Annotated in this window: 27 protein-coding genes; all 27 read left to right on the top strand. The window is 46.5% G+C overall.

Features of this window, described 5'->3' with window-relative positions:
- The first annotated feature begins 3 nt into the window (after positions 1-3).
- Positions 4-411 carry a 50S ribosomal protein L22 gene (gene rplV / locus ACT6NU_RS09545; protein ID WP_445381444.1) on the top strand — a complete coding sequence of 136 codons (408 nt, stop codon included), beginning with the start codon at positions 4-6 and terminating at the stop codon, positions 409-411.
- Positions 412-416: 5 nt separating this feature from the next.
- Complete coding sequence (rpsC, locus tag ACT6NU_RS09550) at positions 417-1,136, top strand: 30S ribosomal protein S3 (protein ID WP_445381445.1); 720 nt, start codon at positions 417-419, stop codon at positions 1,134-1,136.
- Between the two features lie 21 nt (positions 1,137-1,157).
- Positions 1,158-1,580, top strand: coding sequence for a 50S ribosomal protein L16 (rplP, locus tag ACT6NU_RS09555; RefSeq protein WP_445381446.1), 423 nt, complete (start codon positions 1,158-1,160; stop codon positions 1,578-1,580).
- 12 nt (positions 1,581-1,592) lie between these two features.
- Complete coding sequence (rpmC, locus tag ACT6NU_RS09560) at positions 1,593-1,784, top strand: 50S ribosomal protein L29 (RefSeq protein ID WP_445381447.1); 192 nt, start codon at positions 1,593-1,595, stop codon at positions 1,782-1,784.
- Positions 1,785-1,797: 13 nt separating this feature from the next.
- Positions 1,798-2,055, top strand: a complete 258-nt coding sequence (gene rpsQ, locus ACT6NU_RS09565; RefSeq protein WP_445381448.1) for a 30S ribosomal protein S17 — start codon at positions 1,798-1,800, stop codon at positions 2,053-2,055.
- A 2-nt stretch (positions 2,056-2,057) separates the two neighbouring features.
- A complete protein-coding gene (gene rplN / locus ACT6NU_RS09570) occupies positions 2,058-2,426 on the top strand; it encodes a 50S ribosomal protein L14 (protein ID WP_445381449.1) in 369 nt (122 codons plus the stop codon).
- Positions 2,427-2,437: 11 nt separating this feature from the next.
- Positions 2,438-2,749 carry a 50S ribosomal protein L24 gene (rplX, locus tag ACT6NU_RS09575; RefSeq protein WP_445381450.1) on the top strand — a complete coding sequence of 104 codons (312 nt, stop codon included), beginning with the start codon at positions 2,438-2,440 and terminating at the stop codon, positions 2,747-2,749.
- A gap of 2 nt (positions 2,750-2,751) precedes the next feature.
- Entirely contained in the window at positions 2,752-3,303 is a 552-nt protein-coding gene (gene rplE, locus ACT6NU_RS09580) for a 50S ribosomal protein L5 (RefSeq protein ID WP_445381451.1), read from the top strand.
- Position 3,304: 1 nt separating this feature from the next.
- Positions 3,305-3,574 (top strand): 30S ribosomal protein S14, encoded by a 270-nt coding sequence (rpsN, locus tag ACT6NU_RS09585; protein WP_445381452.1) that lies wholly within the window; start codon positions 3,305-3,307, stop codon positions 3,572-3,574.
- A 19-nt stretch (positions 3,575-3,593) separates the two neighbouring features.
- Positions 3,594-3,992: a 30S ribosomal protein S8 gene (gene rpsH / locus ACT6NU_RS09590; protein ID WP_445381453.1), complete on the top strand. Its 399-nt coding sequence runs from the start codon at positions 3,594-3,596 to the stop codon at positions 3,990-3,992.
- Positions 3,993-4,019: 27 nt separating this feature from the next.
- The gene (gene rplF / locus ACT6NU_RS09595) at positions 4,020-4,562 is read left to right on the top strand and encodes a 50S ribosomal protein L6 (RefSeq protein WP_445381454.1); all 543 of its coding nucleotides are present in this window, start codon (positions 4,020-4,022) and stop codon (positions 4,560-4,562) included.
- Between the two features lie 11 nt (positions 4,563-4,573).
- On the top strand, positions 4,574-4,930 hold the full coding sequence (gene rplR, locus ACT6NU_RS09600; protein WP_445381455.1) for a 50S ribosomal protein L18: 357 nt from the start codon (positions 4,574-4,576) through the stop codon (positions 4,928-4,930).
- Positions 4,931-4,933: 3 nt separating this feature from the next.
- The gene (rpsE, locus tag ACT6NU_RS09605) at positions 4,934-5,458 is read left to right on the top strand and encodes a 30S ribosomal protein S5 (protein ID WP_445381456.1); all 525 of its coding nucleotides are present in this window, start codon (positions 4,934-4,936) and stop codon (positions 5,456-5,458) included.
- An 11-nt stretch (positions 5,459-5,469) separates the two neighbouring features.
- Positions 5,470-5,649 (top strand): 50S ribosomal protein L30, encoded by a 180-nt coding sequence (rpmD, locus tag ACT6NU_RS09610; protein WP_445381457.1) that lies wholly within the window; start codon positions 5,470-5,472, stop codon positions 5,647-5,649.
- A 12-nt stretch (positions 5,650-5,661) separates the two neighbouring features.
- Positions 5,662-6,114: a 50S ribosomal protein L15 gene (rplO, locus tag ACT6NU_RS09615; protein WP_445381458.1), complete on the top strand. Its 453-nt coding sequence runs from the start codon at positions 5,662-5,664 to the stop codon at positions 6,112-6,114.
- Between the two features lie 11 nt (positions 6,115-6,125).
- Positions 6,126-7,466 (top strand): preprotein translocase subunit SecY, encoded by a 1,341-nt coding sequence (gene secY, locus ACT6NU_RS09620; protein ID WP_445381459.1) that lies wholly within the window; start codon positions 6,126-6,128, stop codon positions 7,464-7,466.
- Between the two features lie 3 nt (positions 7,467-7,469).
- On the top strand, positions 7,470-7,685 hold the full coding sequence (infA, locus tag ACT6NU_RS09625; RefSeq protein ID WP_015753973.1) for a translation initiation factor IF-1: 216 nt from the start codon (positions 7,470-7,472) through the stop codon (positions 7,683-7,685).
- 13 nt (positions 7,686-7,698) lie between these two features.
- Positions 7,699-7,815: a type B 50S ribosomal protein L36 gene (gene ykgO, locus ACT6NU_RS09630; RefSeq protein ID WP_010519235.1), complete on the top strand. Its 117-nt coding sequence runs from the start codon at positions 7,699-7,701 to the stop codon at positions 7,813-7,815.
- A gap of 2 nt (positions 7,816-7,817) precedes the next feature.
- Positions 7,818-8,192: a 30S ribosomal protein S13 gene (rpsM, locus tag ACT6NU_RS09635; RefSeq protein ID WP_445381460.1), complete on the top strand. Its 375-nt coding sequence runs from the start codon at positions 7,818-7,820 to the stop codon at positions 8,190-8,192.
- A 70-nt stretch (positions 8,193-8,262) separates the two neighbouring features.
- The gene (gene rpsK, locus ACT6NU_RS09640) at positions 8,263-8,664 is read left to right on the top strand and encodes a 30S ribosomal protein S11 (protein ID WP_445381461.1); all 402 of its coding nucleotides are present in this window, start codon (positions 8,263-8,265) and stop codon (positions 8,662-8,664) included.
- Between the two features lie 92 nt (positions 8,665-8,756).
- Positions 8,757-9,362 carry a 30S ribosomal protein S4 gene (rpsD, locus tag ACT6NU_RS09645; protein WP_445381462.1) on the top strand — a complete coding sequence of 202 codons (606 nt, stop codon included), beginning with the start codon at positions 8,757-8,759 and terminating at the stop codon, positions 9,360-9,362.
- An 18-nt stretch (positions 9,363-9,380) separates the two neighbouring features.
- On the top strand, positions 9,381-10,373 hold the full coding sequence (locus ACT6NU_RS09650) for a DNA-directed RNA polymerase subunit alpha (protein WP_445381463.1): 993 nt from the start codon (positions 9,381-9,383) through the stop codon (positions 10,371-10,373).
- Positions 10,374-10,424: 51 nt separating this feature from the next.
- The gene (gene rplQ / locus ACT6NU_RS09655) at positions 10,425-11,057 is read left to right on the top strand and encodes a 50S ribosomal protein L17 (protein ID WP_445381464.1); all 633 of its coding nucleotides are present in this window, start codon (positions 10,425-10,427) and stop codon (positions 11,055-11,057) included.
- A 102-nt stretch (positions 11,058-11,159) separates the two neighbouring features.
- Positions 11,160-12,287, top strand: coding sequence for a glutamine-hydrolyzing carbamoyl-phosphate synthase small subunit (carA, locus tag ACT6NU_RS09660; protein WP_445381465.1), 1,128 nt, complete (start codon positions 11,160-11,162; stop codon positions 12,285-12,287).
- 84 nt (positions 12,288-12,371) lie between these two features.
- Entirely contained in the window at positions 12,372-13,664 is a 1,293-nt protein-coding gene (gene eno / locus ACT6NU_RS09665; RefSeq protein ID WP_445381466.1) for a phosphopyruvate hydratase, read from the top strand.
- Positions 13,665-13,738: 74 nt separating this feature from the next.
- A complete protein-coding gene (locus ACT6NU_RS09670) occupies positions 13,739-15,274 on the top strand; it encodes a glycogen synthase (protein ID WP_445381467.1) in 1,536 nt (511 codons plus the stop codon).
- Between the two features lie 110 nt (positions 15,275-15,384).
- The gene (locus tag ACT6NU_RS09675) at positions 15,385-16,668 is read left to right on the top strand and encodes a citrate synthase (RefSeq protein ID WP_445381468.1); all 1,284 of its coding nucleotides are present in this window, start codon (positions 15,385-15,387) and stop codon (positions 16,666-16,668) included.
- Positions 16,669-16,697: the final 29 nt, after the last annotated feature.

A 16,697-nucleotide genomic window follows, 5' to 3' on the forward strand; every position in this document is an offset into this window, starting at 1 on the left:
GCTATGGGTGTTCGCAAAAAACAGATGGCGGAGAGAATCAAAGAGGAGAAAAAACAGTTGGTGTTTGCCAAACTGAACAATTGTCCTACCTCTCCAAGGAAAATGAGATTGGTTGCCGACCTGGTGCGTGGCGAAGAAGTGGAGAAAGCTTTGGCTATTCTTCGATTCAACCCAAAAGAAGCTTCCCGAAGGCTCGAAAAACTGCTTTTGTCAGCTATTGCTAACTGGCAGGCCAAAAACGAAGATGCCAATATTGAGGAGGCGGATTTGTTTGTGAAGGAAATCCGTGTAGACAGCGGGCGCATGCTGAAGCGATTGCGTCCAGCCCCTCAGGGAAGAGCACACAGAATCAGAAAGAGATCCAATCATGTAACCCTGGTATTGGGAGCCAGAAATAACGCAGATAGTTAAGAAATATGGGACAAAAAACGAATCCGATAGGTAATCGTCTGGGAATCATCCGTGGTTGGGAATCCAACTGGTACGGAGGAAATGATTACGGAGACAAATTGGCAGAAGACGATAAGATCCGTAAGTATATCCACGCCCGTCTGGCTAAGGCCAGTGTTTCCAGGGTGATCATTGAAAGGACTCTGAAGCTTATAACTGTAACCATTACAACGGCACGCCCCGGAATCATTATCGGGAAAGGCGGCCAGGAGGTTGACAAGCTTAAAGAAGAATTAAAAAAGATTACGGACAAGGAAGTCCAGATCAACATATTTGAAATCAAAAGGCCCGAAGTGGATGCGAACCTGGTTGCGGCCAGTATCGCCAGACAGATCGAAAGCCGGATTTCTTACCGCCGCGCAATCAAGATGGCTATTGCCGCTGCAATGCGTATGAACGCGGAAGGGATTAAAGTGATGATTTCAGGACGTTTGAACGGAGCTGAAATGGCGCGTTCGGAAACCTATAAAGACGGTCGGATCCCGTTGTCAACTTTCCGTGCAGACATCGATTATGCGCTGCACGAAGCACACACTACCTACGGAAGACTGGGAGTGAAGGTGTGGATCATGAAAGGTGAAGTATACGGCAAGCGCGAGCTCTCCCCATTAGTTGGAATGTCCAAAGGAACGGGAGGCAGCAAGTCAGGGAAGCCTGAAGGAGGAAAAAAACGTCGCAGAAAGTAATTTAAAGAAGCGTAAAGAACCATGTTACAGCCAAAAAGAACCAAGTTTCGGAAGGCGCAGAAAGGCCGGATGAAAGGAAATTCTCAAAGAGGGCATCAGCTTTCAAACGGGATGTTCGGAATCAAATCGTTGGATTCCTGTTTTATCACTTCCCGTCAGATTGAAGCAGCCCGTATTGCTGCCACGCGTTACATGAAGCGTCAGGGACAGCTATGGATCAAGATTTTCCCGGATAAACCGATAACCAAAAAACCGCTGGAGGTACGTATGGGTAAAGGTAAAGGAGCCCCGGAATATTTTGTGGCCGTGGTAAAACCGGGCCGTATCATGTTTGAGGTTGCCGGAGTGCCTTTGGATATTGCTCAGGAGGCTCTGCGACTGGCAGCTCAGAAATTACCGGTTAAAACAAAATTTATAGTGGCCAGGGATTACGATCCCTCATAATAATCCAGGACGATGAAACAGTCAGAGATCAAAGAAATGTCAGCAGAGGAGCTGGCGGAAAAAATAAGCGATTTTAAGAAACAATACGAGGATCTTAAAATGGCCCACGCAGTAACTCCGCTAGAAAACCCGCTGCAATTGAGAAAGATGAGAAGGACCGTAGCCCGGTTGGCAACTGAAATAACAAAAAGGGAGAACCAATAATTGGTGTTGCTTTATGGAAAACAGAAATTTAAGAAAAGAACGAGTAGGCGTTGTGACCAGCAACAAAATGGAGAAATCCATAGTTGTGGCTGAAGTCAAGCGGGTAAAGCACCCTATGTACGGGAAATTCGTACTGCGGACAAAAAAATATGTTGCACACGACGAAACCAATGATTGTAACATAGGGGATACCGTGAAAATCATGGAAACCCGCCCTATGAGCAAGACCAAGTGTTGGAGATTGGTAGAAATCCTTGAAAGAGCCAAATAATTATGTTACAGCAAGAATCAAGACTCAGAGTAGCAGATAACACCGGGGCAAAAGAAGTTTTGACCATCCGTGTGCTGGGGGGAACCAAAAGAAGGTATGCCTCCCTGGGAGATAAGATCGTGGTAACTGTTAAGGAGGCAACTCCGAACGGAACCATCAAAAAAGGTGCAGTATCTACTGCCGTAGTGGTCCGAACCACTAAAGAAGTTCGCAGACCCGACGGATCTTATATCCGCTTTGACGACAATGCCTGTGTATTGCTGAACCCTCAGGGGGAGATGCGCGGTACAAGGGTTTTTGGCCCTGTAGCACGGGAATTGCGAGATAAACAATTTATGAAAATCGTTTCCTTGGCTCCCGAGGTACTATAAAGAAGACTGAAATGAAAATTAGGATTAAATCTGGAGATACTGTCCGCGTCGTTGCCGGAGACCATAAAGGTAGCGAAGGCAAGGTTGTCCGAATCCTGCGGGATAAGAACAAGGCCATCGTGGAGGATGTGAACATTGTATCCAAGCACGAAAAGCCCAGTGCCGGCAATCCGCAAGGAGGCATTGTCAAGAAAGAGGCGCCTATTCATATTTCAAACCTCTCGCTGATTGACCCTAAATCAGGGGATGCAACCCGGGTAGGTTACGAAATGCGCGATGGGAAAAAAGTTCGCGTTGCCAAGAAATCCAATGAAGTAATATAGTTATGGCCTACGTACCAAGATTAAAGAAAGAATACAAGGAGCGCATCATGAAGGCGCTTACCGAGGAGTTTGGCTATTCCAATGTTATGGAGGTGCCCAAGCTGCAGAAAATAGTTGTAAGCCGCGGAGTCGGAGCTGCAGTAGCAGACAAAAAACTCATAGACCATGCGGTGGACGAACTGACCATGATCACCGGACAGAAAGCAGTATCCACAATGTCCAAAAAGGACGTGGCTGCATTCAAACTGCGGAAAGGCATGCCTATTGGTGCAAAAGTGACCCTCAGGGGAGAACGGATGTATGAATTCCTGGACAGGCTGGTTACCACGGCTTTGCCAAGGGTTCGTGATTTCCAGGGCATCAAGGCTACCGGGTTTGACGGGCGTGGAAATTATAACTTAGGGGTTACCGAGCAGATCATATTTCCCGAGATCAATATTGACAAGATCAACCGCATCAACGGGATGGATATAACCTTCGTAACATCAGCTCAGACTGACAAGGAAGCGAAATCACTATTAAGCGAACTGGGGTTACCCTTTAAAAAGAATTAGTATGGCTAAAGAATCAATGAAAGCCCGTGAACGCAAAAGGGCCAAAATGGTAGCAAAATATGCAGAGAAGCGCAAGGCTCTGAAAGAAGCCGGCGACTACGAAGCATTGCAGAAATTGCCAAAAAACGCCTCCCCGGTACGTTTGCACAACCGTTGTAAGCTCACCGGACGTCCTAAGGGATACATGCGCACTTTCGGAATCTCCAGGGTGATGTTCCGCGAAATGGCAAACCAGGGATTGATTCCAGGTGTAAAGAAAGCAAGTTGGTAATCGCATAATACGAAGAAAGATGTTTACAGATCCAATCGCAGATTATTTGACCCGAATCCGAAATGCCAGCAGGGCAGGTCACAGGGTAGTGGAGGTTCCGGCTTCCAATTTGAAAAAGGAGATTACCAAGATATTATTTGATCAGGGGTATATCCTCAGCTATAAATTCGAGGATGACCAGGCTCAGGGGAGTATCAAGATCGCTTTGAAATACGATAAGATGACCAAAGAGCCGGTTATTCGTAAAATACAGCGAATCAGTAAGCCAGGACTCCGGAAATATTCCGGGTCTGAAGAGCTGCCCCGCGTTTTGAACGGCCTCGGTATTGCTATTGTTTCAACCTCTCACGGGGTAATGACAAGCAAGCAGGCTAAAAAAGAAAAAGTAGGCGGAGAGGTTCTGTGCTACGTGTATTAATAGAAAGAATTATAAAGTTTCAGAAGCATGTCTAGAATAGGTAATAATCCGATAGCCATTCCCGAAGGAGCTACCGTTGAGGTTTCAGATAACCTGATAACCGTAAAGGGGAAGCTTGGGGAACTGACCCAGGAATTTTCTGATGTAACGGTTTCGGTTGCCGATGGAGAAGTGGTTGTAAACCGCAATACTGAATCCAAGGCACACAAAGCCAAACACGGCCTGTATCGCTCCCTGATCAACAATATGATCAAAGGGGTTACCATTGGATGGACCAAGGAACTGGAATTGGTTGGGGTTGGATATCGTGCCAGCAACCAGGGACAGAAATTAGATTTGGCCCTTGGGTTCTCTCACAATATAGTGTTTGACCTGGCACCTGAGGTGAAAGTTGAAACGACTTCGGAAAAGGGAAAGAACCCGATCATCAAACTTACCTCTCACGACAAGCAGCTGGTAGGTCAGATCGCCGCTAAAATCCGCTCCTTCCGCAAGCCTGAACCATACAAAGGAAAAGGGATCAAGTTTGTAGGAGAGCAACTGAGAAGAAAAGCAGGTAAATCAGCTTAATATAAAGTAGAATGGGACTAACGAAGCCTGAAAGAAGGAACAGAATTAGAAGACGCATACGCAAGACATCTTTCGGTACAACCGAAAGACCTCGCTTATCTGTTTACAGAAGCAATAAGGAGATCTATGCGCAGATCATTAATGATGTAACAGGGGAAACCCTGGTTGCGGCCTCTTCCAGAGACAAGGAGTTGGAAAAAGCCAAAGGAACAAAGTCTGAGATCGCCGTTGCAGTTGGCAAGGCGCTGGCTAAAAAAGCCCAGGCTGCCGGAATAGAAGCGGTTGCATTTGATCGCGGCGGCTATCAGTATCACGGAAGAGTTAAATCGTTAGCAGAAGGTGCCAGAGAAGGCGGCTTAAAATTTTAATATATGTACGGGAAATACAAAAATGTGGAAACTGTAAAGCCCGGTGGTCTTGAATTAAAAGACCGTCTGGTTGGTGTTCAACGGGTTACCAAGGTAACCAAAGGAGGCCGGGCCTTCGGATTCTCTGCCATTGTTGTGGTAGGAGATGAGAACGGTGTGGTCGGTCATGGCTTGGGGAAATCCAAGGAGGTGGCAACAGCTATTGCAAAGGCAATAGAAGATGCCAAGAAAAACCTGATCAGAATCCCATTGAACAAAGGCACCCTGCCACACGAGCAAAAAGGCAAATACGGAGGGGCACGGGTATATATCCAGCCAGCTTCTCACGGTACCGGGGTTATTGCCGGTGGTGCTGTTCGCGCGGTACTGGAGGCTGTTGGAGTACAGGACGTACTGTCCAAATCCCAGGGTTCTTCCAATCCGCACAACGTGGTAAAAGCAACCTTTGATGCTCTGTTGCAACTGAGGGATGCCAATACGGTAGCCAAACAAAGAGGTATTTCTCTGGATAAAGTTTTCAACGGATAAGCAGGCGAACCATGGCAAAAATTAAAGTACAGCAAGTAAAAAGCAGCATCAAGAAGCCTCAGAACCAGAAAAGGACACTGGAGGCTTTAGGGCTGGGCAGGATTGGAAAGGTGGCCGAACACGAAGGTTCACCCAGTATCCTCGGAATGATTGAAAAAGTAAAACACCTGGTTTCAGTAGTTGAAGCCTAAAATAAAGGTAGTATGGATTTAGGGAGTTTAAAACCGGCAAAAGGGGCGGTTCACAAAGCAGGAAAAACCGTAGGTCGCGGGCAGGGATCCGGGAAAGGCGGAACTGCAACTCGTGGGCACAAAGGAGCCAAATCGCGTTCAGGATACTCTAAGAAAATAGGGTTTGAAGGAGGGCAAATGCCTTTGCAGCGACGTGTTCCCAAGTTTGGTTTTACCAATATCAACAGGACTGAATACAGGGGAATCAATCTGGATACCCTACAGGAACTTGTAGATAATGGCAGCCTGAAGAAGGAAGTTACTGTGGAAAATCTGGTAGCCCTGCGACTGGCACATAAAAATGATTTAGTTAAAATAATGGGACGCGGTGAGTTAAAGGCGTCTTTAAAAGTGAGCGCTCATAAGTTTACAGCCTCTGCCAAAGCCGCTATTGAAGCTGCCGGAGGAGAAGCTATAAGTTTATAAGCCAAGCCGTTATGAAGAAATTTTTTGAGATCATAACAAATATCTGGAAGATAGAGGAGCTCAGGTCCAGAATCCTGATCACCCTCGGTCTGCTGCTGGTATACCGTTTTGGTGCCCAGGTGGTACTGCCCGGAATTGATACCTCGCAGCTGGCTGAATTATCCTCCAATACGGAGCAGGGTATTTTGGGAATCCTCAATGCGTTTACCGGAGGGGCATTTGCGAATGCCTCTGTTTTCGCACTGGGAATTATGCCTTATATCTCCGCTTCCATTGTTGTACAGTTAATGGGAATTGCGGTTCCCTATTTACAAAAGCTGGACAAGGAAGGCGAAAGCGGGCGGAAGACCAAGAATCAGATTACAAGATGGCTCACCATCGCAATCTGTATAGTACAGGCTCCTGCCTATTTGTATAGTCTGGGTGCCCTGGGTGTTCCGGATTCTGCTTTTTTGCTGGGAAAAGGTCTCAATTTCATTATACCCTCTGTAATCATCCTGGTAACAGGCTGTGTTTTTGCCATGTGGCTTGGGGAAAAGATTACGGACAAAGGTATTGGTAACGGGATTTCCCTTCTGATTATGATCGGGATCATCGCGACCATGCCTCAGGCCTTTGTACAGGAGGCCGCCTCCCGTTTAAACGGAAATGGAGGACCCATGCTGATTCTGGTGGAATTGATTCTATGGTTTGTAGTGATTCTGGCCAGCGTCCTGCTGGTGATGGCTACAAGACGTATTCCGGTTCAGTATGCCAGACGAACCGCTTCCGGCGGATATGAAAAGAATGTGATGGGTTCCCGTCAGTATATCCCCCTGAAGTTAAATGCCTCCGGGGTTATGCCTATCATCTTTGCGCAGGCAATTATGTTTGCACCAGGGCTGCTGGGTAGTACATTTAATGATACTGCCGTGGGCCAGTGGATGGAAGTTCAGTTTCAGGATATTTTTGGCCTTGCTTATAACATATTGTTTGCCGTGCTGATCATCATCTTTACGTATTTCTATACGGCCATTACGGTTCCGACCAACAAGATGGCAGATGACCTTAAGCGCAGTGGTGGCTTTATCCCAGGGATACGACCCGGGAAGGAAACAGGAGACTTCCTTGACAGGATTATGTCTCTGATAACGCTTCCTGGTTCCATTTTTCTGGCATTCCTTGCGGTTTTCCCGGCTATAGTGGTAAAACTCATGGATATTCAGGCCAACTGGGCACTCTTCTTTGGAGGTACTTCCCTGCTGATTATGGTAGGGGTCGCCATAGATACGGTTCAACAGGTTAATTCCTATTTGCTGAATCGTCATTACGACGGATTGATGAAAACAGGTAAAAACAGAAAAGTAGCATAATATATGGCCAAGCAAGCTCCTATAGAACAGGACGGTTCCATAATAGAAGCCTTATCCAATGCAATGTTCCGCGTTGAGCTGGAGAACGGCCATGTGGTAACGGCGCATATTTCCGGAAAGATGCGTATGCACTATATCAAATTGCTTCCGGGAGACAAGGTCAAATTGGAAATGAGTCCATATGACCTTACCAAGGCAAGAATAACATACAGATACTAAGAAACTGCATCAGATGAAAGTAAGAGCATCCATAAAAAAGAGAAGTGCCGATTGCAAAATTGTAAGACGCAAGGGCAGACTTTACGTAATCAACAAAAAGAATCCAAGATTTAAACAAAGACAAGGGTAGTTATGGCAAGAATCGCAGGGGTAGATATACCAAAACAAAAAAGAGGCGTCATAGCCCTTACTTACATCTTTGGTGTGGGGAAAAGCCGGGCTAAGGAAATCCTTGAGAAAGCCAAGGTTAGCGAAGACACGAAAGTATCGGATTGGTCTGATGACGAAATTGGACGTATCCGTGAAGCGGTTTCTTCCTATACCATTGAGGGAGAGCTCCGTTCTGAAACTTCGTTGAATATCAAACGATTGATGGATATCGGATGCTACCGTGGCATTCGTCACCGTTCCGGACTTCCACTTCGGGGACAGCGGACTAAGAACAATTCACGTACCCGTAAAGGAAAGCGTAAAACTGTGGCTAACAAGAAAAAAGCTACCAAATAATTTTAGTAAAGCCGAATGTGCCTGAATTACAGGCCCAGTGCAGCACTACTAATGACTAGATTCTAAAAGAATGGCAAAGACAGCTTCAAAAACGACAAAAACAACCAAAAAGCGGAAGGTATCGGTAGAATCTACCGGAGAAGCTCATATTACAGCTTCTTTCAACAATATCATTATCTCCCTGACCAATAAAAAAGGGGATGTGATTTCCTGGGCCTCCGCTGGTAAGATGGGCTTCAGAGGTTCTAAGAAGAACACTCCTTACGCTGCTCAGGTGGCTGCTGAGGAATGTGCCAAAACGGCTCACGAAGCAGGCCTGAGGAAGGTTAAGGCTTATGTGAAAGGTCCTGGAAACGGCAGGGAATCTGCTATCAGAACAATTCACAACTCTGGTATAGAGGTTACAGAGATTATAGATGTAACCCCACTGCCACACAATGGCTGCCGACCACCCAAACGGCGACGAGTTTAAGTATTCAATTAATTAATTTTTCACTGAAAGGGTAGTTACGGTTATCGAAGGATTCGCCTTAATTCATAATCACTCTTTCTAATTTAAAGAAGATGGCAAGATACACAGGACCAAAGTCTAAAATAGCCCGCAAATTTGGCGAGGCGATTTTCGGAGACGACAAAGCATTTGAAAAAAAGAATTACCCTCCCGGGCAACACGGAAACAACCGCCGGAGGGGAAAAAAGTCTGAATACGCTATTCAGTTGCAGGAAAAACAAAAGGCCAAGTATACTTATGGTATTCTGGAGCGTCAGTTCCGCAACCTTTTCGCGCAGGCCAACCGAAGCAAAGGAGTAACCGGGGAGGTTTTACTACAGCTTTGCGAATCCCGCTTAGACAATGTAGTTTACCGAATGGGAATTGCCCCGTCCAGAAGGTCTGCCCGTCAGCTGGTTTCCCACAGGCACATCACCGTAAATGGCGATCTGGTAAACATCCCGTCATACAGCCTGAAAGCAGGAGATGTTGTTGGGGTACGTGAGAAATCCAAATCCCTTCAGAGTATCGAAGAATCTCTTTCATCCAATAGCAGCGTATACGAATGGATCAGCTGGAATGCAGACAAGAAGGAAGGAACTTTTGTCGCAGTACCGGAAAGGCTGCAGATTCCTGAGAATATCAAGGAACAATTAATTGTCGAGTTATACTCTAAATAAAACAACACAGATCCGATTATGGCATTATTTAATTTTCAGAAGCCCGATAAAGTAATAATGATCGATTCCACCGATTTCGAAGGAAAGTTCGAATTTCGGCCGCTGGAACCAGGTTATGGTCTTACTGTCGGGAATGCACTCAGAAGGGTTTTGCTGGCTTCTTTGGAAGGTTTTGCAATTACCTCAGTGCGGATTGACAAGGTAGAACACGAGTTTTCGGTGATAGAAGGTGTTGTGGAAGATGTAACCGAAATCATCCTAAATCTGAAACAGATTCGTTTCAAGCGTCAGATTGACGATGTAAACGAAGAAACGGTTTCCATATCAGTTGGTGGGAAAGAACAGCTCACCGCAGGAGATTTCCAGAAGTTTATATCCGGTTTTCAGGTATTGAATCCTGACCTGGTTATCTGCAACATGGATCCCAAGGTGAATATCAATATGGAGATCATTATTGAGAAAGGCCGGGGCTATGTTCCTGCTGAAGAGAACAAAAAATCCAATGCTCCCCTGGGAAGCATCGCAGTAGATTCCATTTTCACCCCTGTGCGAAATGTAAAGTACAGCATCGAAAATTACCGGGTAGAGCAGAAGACCGATTATGAGAAACTGGTTTTTGAAATCGCTACCGATGGATCTATACATCCAAAGGACGCTTTAACTGAAGCGGCTAAAGTTCTCATACACCACTTTATGCTGTTCTCCGATGAGCGAATTACCCTGGAAGCAGATGAAATTGCTCAGACAGAGACCTATGATGAGGAATCTCTGCACATGAGGCAGTTACTCAAAACGAAGCTGGTAGATATGGACCTGTCTGTACGAGCCCTGAATTGCCTGAAGGCAGCAGAAGTGGATACACTGGGAGACCTGGTTTCATTCAACAAGAACGACCTGATGAAATTCAGGAATTTTGGAAAAAAATCCCTTACAGAGCTGGAAGAGCTTGTAATTAACAAGGGCCTGAATTTCGGGATGGATCTGTCAAAATATAAACTGGATAAAGACTAAGCATAAGGCTCAGGATTGGAAACCAATGCATAGCCAAATTACAAGAGAACGATGAGACACGGAAAGAAAGTCAACAATCTGGGAAGAAAAACGGCACACAGGAAAGCCATGATGGCTAATATGGCCTGTTCCCTGATAGAACATAAACGTATCAATACCACAGTAGCCAAGGCAAAAGCCCTGAAGCAATTCATTGAGCCGCTGATCACTAAGTCCAAAGCTGAGAACAACCAGACTGCGGAAAAAGGAACCCACAACCGCAGGATTGCATTTAAAAACCTGCGTTCCAAGGAGGCCGTTACAGAGCTTTTCAGCGCAGTCGCTGAGAAGGTTGCGGATCGTCCGGGAGGATATACAAGGATTATAAAGCTTGGAAACCGCCTGGGGGATAATGCAGATATGGCAATGATCGAGCTGGTAGACTTTAATGAGCTGTACAACGCAGGGAAGCCATCCAAGAAGAGCACCCGAAGAAGCCGACGCTCCAAGTCTAAAGCAGAACCGGCCAAAGCTTCTGAAACGGCAGCTTCTGAAGCAGAAGCCAAGCCTGCAGCTGAGGCGAAAAAAGAAGCGGTTGCTGAAGAACAGAAAGCTCCTGAAAAAGAAGCTCCAAAAGCTGAGGCACCGAAGGAAGCGAAGCCTAAGGCAGAATCTAAAGCCAAAGATGAAGATGCCAAAGAATAGGCTACAGTTTTTTAAAAGTTATAAACAAGAAAAGGATAGTCCTGAATGGCTATCCTTTTTTTTATGTTAATTTGTTATGAATCCTAAAACAGTAATGTATTTATGAAGTATCTGGCTAAACGTAAGGCGCTGATATTACTTGCAGACGGAACTATTTTTTACGGAAAATCCGTTGGAGATCAGGCGGGTACAGCCTTTGGGGAGGTTTGTTTCAATACCGGGATGACCGGATATCAGGAAATTTTTACCGACCCGTCCTATTATGGTCAATTAATGGTAACGACCAATGCACATATCGGAAATTACGGTGCGAAATCAGCAGAATCTGAATCCGACGGAGTTAAAATTTCCGGACTGATTTGTAAAAATTTCAGCTATGAATACAGCCGATACGATGCGGATTACAGCCTGCAGGAATTTTTAAACGCCAATAAGCTATTTGCTATTTCGGATGTTGATACCCGCGCCCTTGTCAGTTACATACGCGATAACGGGGCCATGAATGCGGTAATTTCAACCCGTGTGGATGAGCTGGATACCCTAAAGAAGGAACTGGCGGAAGTTCCCGGTATGGAAGGCCTTGAACTGGCTTCCAGAGTGTCCACAAAAGAACCCTATTTCGTGGGGGACCCTGAAGCTGATCTTAAAATTGCTGCCCTGGATATCGGGATCAAAAAAAATATTCTCAGAAACCTGTCCAAAAGGGGGGCGTATATTCAGGTCTTTCCGCACAACACCTCTTTTGAGCAGATGCAAGCCTGGAACCCGGACGGCTATTTTATTTCCAATGGCCCCGGCGATCCTGAACCTTTAAAGGAAGCAGTTGAAACCGCCCGCCAAATTATTGCTTCAGACAAACCACTCTTTGGGATATGCCTGGGGCATCAGGTAATTGCACTGGCCAATGGGGTAAGCACCTACAAGATGCACCACGGACACCGGGGCATTAACCATCCGGTAATCAACCTGCTGAGTGGAAAAGGTGAGATTACGTCCCAAAATCATGGATTTGCCATTAACAGGGAAGAAACGGAGGCCCATCCAGAGCTCGAAATTACACATGTACACCTCAATGATCAGACGGTGGCCGGGATCCGAATGAAAAACAAGAATGTGTTTTCGGTTCAGTACCACCCCGAAGCCAGTCCGGGCCCGCATGACGCCGAATACCTCTTCGATCAGTTTTTCGAAGCTATTCGCCAGTCCGTTCCCAAGGAAACGGAGGTCTGACGGCGGCTTTTCTGCCTGAAAACAAAGGCAGGCTAGCTCAGCTTTTGTATCTTTAATAATCCTAATAACTACAGATTTAATTTTATGAGTATCATACTAGACATACATGCCAGACAAATCCTGGATTCGAGAGGAAACCCCACCGTTGAAGTGGATGTAATCACAGAAAATGGTGTTCTGGGCAGGGCAGCAGTCCCTTCCGGGGCCTCTACCGGCGAACATGAAGCCGTGGAGTTGCGCGATGGAGGAAAGGCCTATATGGGGAAAGGAGTCAGCAAGGCTGTAGAAAACGTAAATACGACTATTGCAGATAAGGTACGCGGAATGTTGGTTTTTGATCAGAATAAGATCGACCAGGCCATGATTGCACTAGACGGCACCCCTAACAAATCAAAATTAGGAGCTAATGCCATTCTGGGCGTATCCCTGGCAGTTGCAAAGGCGGCTGCGAATGAATTGGGAATGTCTTTATACAGATATGTAGGCGGCGTGAGTGCCAATACCCTTCCGGTACCCATGATGAATATTATTAACGGGGGTTCCCACTCAGACGCCCCTATTGCTTTTCAGGAATTCATGGTAATGCCTGTAAAGGCCAGGAATTTTACCCATGCCATGCAGATGGGGACTGAGATCTTCCACAACCTTAAAAAAGTATTGCACGACCGTAACCTGAGTACTGCAGTTGGGGATGAAGGTGGGTTTGCACCTACCCTGGACGGTACCGAGGATGCGTTGGATACCATAGCCAAGGCTGTAGAAAAAGCTGGCTACAAAATGGGCGAGGAAGTGATGATTGCCCTGGATTGCGCTGCCGCCGAATTCTACGTGGACGGGAAATACGATTATACAAAATTTGAAGGGGACTCCGGGGCGGTCAGAACCTCCCGGGAGCAAGCCGAATACCTGGCAGAACTTTGTGACAAATATCCCATTATCTCGATTGAGGACGGCATGGACGAAAATGACTGGGACGGCTGGAAGATGCTTACCGAAAAGGTAGGGGACCGCGTGCAATTGGTGGGAGACGACCTGTTTGTAACCAATGTGGAACGACTTGGCAAAGGAATTGAGCAGGGAATCGCTAATTCCATCCTGATCAAGGTAAACCAGATCGGGACGCTTACCGAAACGATTTCGGCTGTAAATATGGCCAAGAATGCGGGCTATACCTCTGTTATGTCTCACCGTTCCGGAGAAACGGAAGACAATACCATTGCCGACCTGGCAGTGGCTCTGAACACCGGCCAGATTAAGACCGGATCTGCTTCCCGCTCTGACCGTATGGCCAAGTACAATCAATTATTGCGTATAGAGGAGGAACTGGGCTCTGTAGCCTATTTCCCCGGGACAGCAGCTTTTAAGGTAGGCTCTTAATTTAGGGAAACTTTATATTTAAAGGCCTTGCGTTTCAAGGCCTTTTTTTTATACTTACCCTTTAATACTAAAGGATGAAACGCTTCTTGTTTGTTTCTGCGGAGAACGATGCTATCCCGGCCTGCAAGGCCGGTGGAATGGGAGATGTGGTACGCGATGTACCGAGGGAAATTGCCGCCAGGGGCGACCAGGTAGACGTGGTGGTCCCTGCTTATGGTCGTTTGCACAAAAGAGGTACGCTGTTGTCCGAATTGGTGGTTCCGCTAAGGGGTACCTCTTACAGGGTGGAAGTTTTCGAAGTTCCCCCCAAAAAGGAGGTTGCCGGGATCAGGCACTTTGTTATTCACCATCCGGAAATACAAGGGGGTGATATTGCGCATATCTATCACAATGACCCGGAAGAACCCTTTTATACGGATGCCATTAAATATACCATCTTCTGTACTGCCGTGGCCGAATGCCTCCGGGCAGATATCTTCGGGGGCACTCAGATAGTTCACCTGCATGACTGGCACAGCAGTATGCTGCTGGTGTTGCGAGAATATCACAAACGCTATAAGGCACTGGGCAAGCTGCGATTTGTTTACAGTATTCACAACCTGGCCATACAGGGGATCCGTCCTTTTGCAGACAATTACTCCTCTTTGGAGACCTGGTTTCCTGAAATGGACTATTCAGCAGATGCCCTGCTGGATATACGCTATCCGGACTGTATCAACCTGATGGCGGTGGGGATACGGTTTGCCGATGCTGTTCATACAGTTTCTCCTTCTTATATGGAGGATATCATGCAACCCAGCCGCCCCCCAGAATTTATAGGTGGAGAAGGACTGGAATCAGATTTGCAGGTGGCCTTTGAAGAAGGCAGGCTTTTTGGTATTCTTAACGGCTCTAACTATCAGAATATCAGGACCGCTGAGAAAGGGTCACTCTATGCCAATACCATCCGTGGGATTTTTGGCTGGCTGCAGGAAGAATCAAAAAAATACAAGGCTGATTTCCTGGCACATACGGGAGAAAAAGTGATCGAACTGCTGCTGCACCCTCCAAAGTTTATCTGTTCGAGCGTGGCCCGCCTGACAGAACAAAAATTTTACTTCTTTAAAAATTCCCCGGAGGTTTTCAAAGGGGTACTGGAAAGGCTCAAAGAAGTGGACGGCATCTTTATGCTTTTGGGAACCGGAGACCCCAATTACGAGGCCCTCTTTCGTGAAATCAGTTACGAATACCCCAATTTTATTTTTACAAACGGCCAATCTGAAGACTTGATCGACTCTATGTACCTGGAGACCGACCTTTACCTGATGCCCAGCCTTTTTGAACCCTGCGGTATCAGCCAAATGCTTTCCATGCGAAATGGCAACCCCTGCCTGGCCCATGCTACCGGCGGGCTGAAAGATACAATCGAACATATGCGCACAGGCTTCCTTTTTGGTGGGGACACCTATGCCGAAAAACTTCAAAACCTGCAGGAGGTCCTCAACCAGGCCCTGGACCTGTATTTCAATGAGCCGGAAACCTGGCAACAAGTTCGTGAAAACGCTGCCCGTATGCGCTTTACCTGGAAGAAATCTGTGGATGAATACTACGAAAAACTATATACCGCATAAAGCTTCCTCAGGTCTTGTTGAAATGCCTGAAATAGCGGCTGCATGAATTGTTAAAACGCGAGTGTTTTCGTATTTTTACAAGACTTTCAATTAAAAAAAAAATTCTACGCATGTCAGATAAAGCAAGCCTGGGCTACAAGGGAAAAACCTTTGAATTTCCCGTTGTAAAGGGAACAGAAAATGAATTGGCTATAGATATCAAAACCCTTCGTTCCTCCACGGGGATGATCACTATTGATCCGGGATATAAGAATACGGGTTCCTGCGAGAGCGCCATTACCTTTCTGGACGGTGAAAAGGGGATTTTGCGTTACAGGGGATATTCCATCGAAGAGCTTGCGGAAAAGGCCGATTTTCTGGAAGTTGCCTATTTACTGATATTCGGAGAACTTCCCAATAAGGAAGAATTGGCCAAATTTGACCACGATATCAAGGCCGAATCCCACGTAGACGAAGAAATGAAGAAAATCCTGGATGGCTTTCCCAAGTCTGCCCATCCCATGGGAGTGATTTCTTCCCTGACCTCTGCCCTGATCGCCTTTAATCCTACCTCGGTTAACGTGTCTTCTGAAAAAGACATGTACCACGCCATTGTACGTCTGCTGGCCAAGTTCCCTGTTTTGGTGGCCTGGACTCTGAGAAAGAAAAAGGGGTTGCCCCTGGATTACGGAGACGATTCCCTGGGTTACGTGGAAAACATCCATAAGATGATGTTCAAGCGGCCTAACAAGGAATACCAGAAAAACAAGATTGTCATAGATGCCCTGGATAAGCTCCTTATCCTGCATGCAGACCATGAACAGAATTGTTCTACCTCTACGGTGCGAATAGTGGGGTCTTCCCATGCGGGGCTCTTTGCCTCCATTTCTGCCGGGATATCAGCGCTGTGGGGCCCGCTTCACGGTGGAGCGAACCAGGCTGTTCTGGAAATGCTGGAGGCCATACATGCAGACGGGGGAGACACCAATAAATACATGAAAAAGGCCAAGGACAAAAATGACCCCTTCCGTTTGATGGGCTTTGGTCACAGGGTCTATAAAAATTTCGACCCCAGGGCCCGGATTATCAAAAAGGCTGCAGACGAAGTTTTGGGAGACCTGGGGATTGAAGATCCCATTCTGGACATTGCCAAAGGACTTGAAAAAGAAGCCCTGGAAGATGACTATTTCGTAAAGCGGAAACTCTACCCGAATGTTGATTTTTATTCGGGGATTATTTACAGGGCCATGGATATTCCTGTTGAAATGTTTACCGTTATGTTCGCTATGGGAAGATTGCCGGGATGGATTGCTCAGTGGCGTGAAATGCGCCTGAAATCGGAGCCAATCGGAAGACCCAGACAGGTTTATATAGGAGAAAACCACCGTCCGTTCAAGAAACTGAGTGATCGTTAAGATCAGCACAGATAATCAGAAAGGGACTG

It is taken from the genome of Robiginitalea rubriflava, from assembly GCF_052540725.1.

Bases quoted from the DNA above. Each gene is read 5' to 3' on its own strand.
- rplV (WP_445381444.1), top strand. From the start codon at position 4: ATGGGTGTTCGCAAAAAACAGATGGCGGAGAGAATCAAAGAGGAGAAA.
- rpsC (WP_445381445.1), top strand. From the start codon at position 417: ATGGGACAAAAAACGAATCCGATAGGTAATCGTCTGGGAATCATCCGT.
- rplP (WP_445381446.1), top strand. From the start codon at position 1,158: ATGTTACAGCCAAAAAGAACCAAGTTTCGGAAGGCGCAGAAAGGCCGG.
- rpmC (WP_445381447.1), top strand. From the start codon at position 1,593: ATGAAACAGTCAGAGATCAAAGAAATGTCAGCAGAGGAGCTGGCGGAA.
- rpsQ (WP_445381448.1), top strand. From the start codon at position 1,798: ATGGAAAACAGAAATTTAAGAAAAGAACGAGTAGGCGTTGTGACCAGC.
- rplN (WP_445381449.1), top strand. From the start codon at position 2,058: ATGTTACAGCAAGAATCAAGACTCAGAGTAGCAGATAACACCGGGGCA.
- rplX (WP_445381450.1), top strand. From the start codon at position 2,438: ATGAAAATTAGGATTAAATCTGGAGATACTGTCCGCGTCGTTGCCGGA.
- rplE (WP_445381451.1), top strand. From the start codon at position 2,752: ATGGCCTACGTACCAAGATTAAAGAAAGAATACAAGGAGCGCATCATG.
- rpsN (WP_445381452.1), top strand. From the start codon at position 3,305: ATGGCTAAAGAATCAATGAAAGCCCGTGAACGCAAAAGGGCCAAAATG.
- rpsH (WP_445381453.1), top strand. From the start codon at position 3,594: ATGTTTACAGATCCAATCGCAGATTATTTGACCCGAATCCGAAATGCC.
- rplF (WP_445381454.1), top strand. From the start codon at position 4,020: ATGTCTAGAATAGGTAATAATCCGATAGCCATTCCCGAAGGAGCTACC.
- rplR (WP_445381455.1), top strand. From the start codon at position 4,574: ATGGGACTAACGAAGCCTGAAAGAAGGAACAGAATTAGAAGACGCATA.
- rpsE (WP_445381456.1), top strand. From the start codon at position 4,934: ATGTACGGGAAATACAAAAATGTGGAAACTGTAAAGCCCGGTGGTCTT.
- rpmD (WP_445381457.1), top strand. From the start codon at position 5,470: ATGGCAAAAATTAAAGTACAGCAAGTAAAAAGCAGCATCAAGAAGCCT.
- rplO (WP_445381458.1), top strand. From the start codon at position 5,662: ATGGATTTAGGGAGTTTAAAACCGGCAAAAGGGGCGGTTCACAAAGCA.
- secY (WP_445381459.1), top strand. From the start codon at position 6,126: ATGAAGAAATTTTTTGAGATCATAACAAATATCTGGAAGATAGAGGAG.
- infA (WP_015753973.1), top strand. From the start codon at position 7,470: ATGGCCAAGCAAGCTCCTATAGAACAGGACGGTTCCATAATAGAAGCC.
- ykgO (WP_010519235.1), top strand. From the start codon at position 7,699: ATGAAAGTAAGAGCATCCATAAAAAAGAGAAGTGCCGATTGCAAAATT.
- rpsM (WP_445381460.1), top strand. From the start codon at position 7,818: ATGGCAAGAATCGCAGGGGTAGATATACCAAAACAAAAAAGAGGCGTC.
- rpsK (WP_445381461.1), top strand. From the start codon at position 8,263: ATGGCAAAGACAGCTTCAAAAACGACAAAAACAACCAAAAAGCGGAAG.
- rpsD (WP_445381462.1), top strand. From the start codon at position 8,757: ATGGCAAGATACACAGGACCAAAGTCTAAAATAGCCCGCAAATTTGGC.
- ACT6NU_RS09650 (WP_445381463.1), top strand. From the start codon at position 9,381: ATGGCATTATTTAATTTTCAGAAGCCCGATAAAGTAATAATGATCGAT.
- rplQ (WP_445381464.1), top strand. From the start codon at position 10,425: ATGAGACACGGAAAGAAAGTCAACAATCTGGGAAGAAAAACGGCACAC.
- carA (WP_445381465.1), top strand. From the start codon at position 11,160: ATGAAGTATCTGGCTAAACGTAAGGCGCTGATATTACTTGCAGACGGA.
- eno (WP_445381466.1), top strand. From the start codon at position 12,372: ATGAGTATCATACTAGACATACATGCCAGACAAATCCTGGATTCGAGA.
- ACT6NU_RS09670 (WP_445381467.1), top strand. From the start codon at position 13,739: ATGAAACGCTTCTTGTTTGTTTCTGCGGAGAACGATGCTATCCCGGCC.
- ACT6NU_RS09675 (WP_445381468.1), top strand. From the start codon at position 15,385: ATGTCAGATAAAGCAAGCCTGGGCTACAAGGGAAAAACCTTTGAATTT.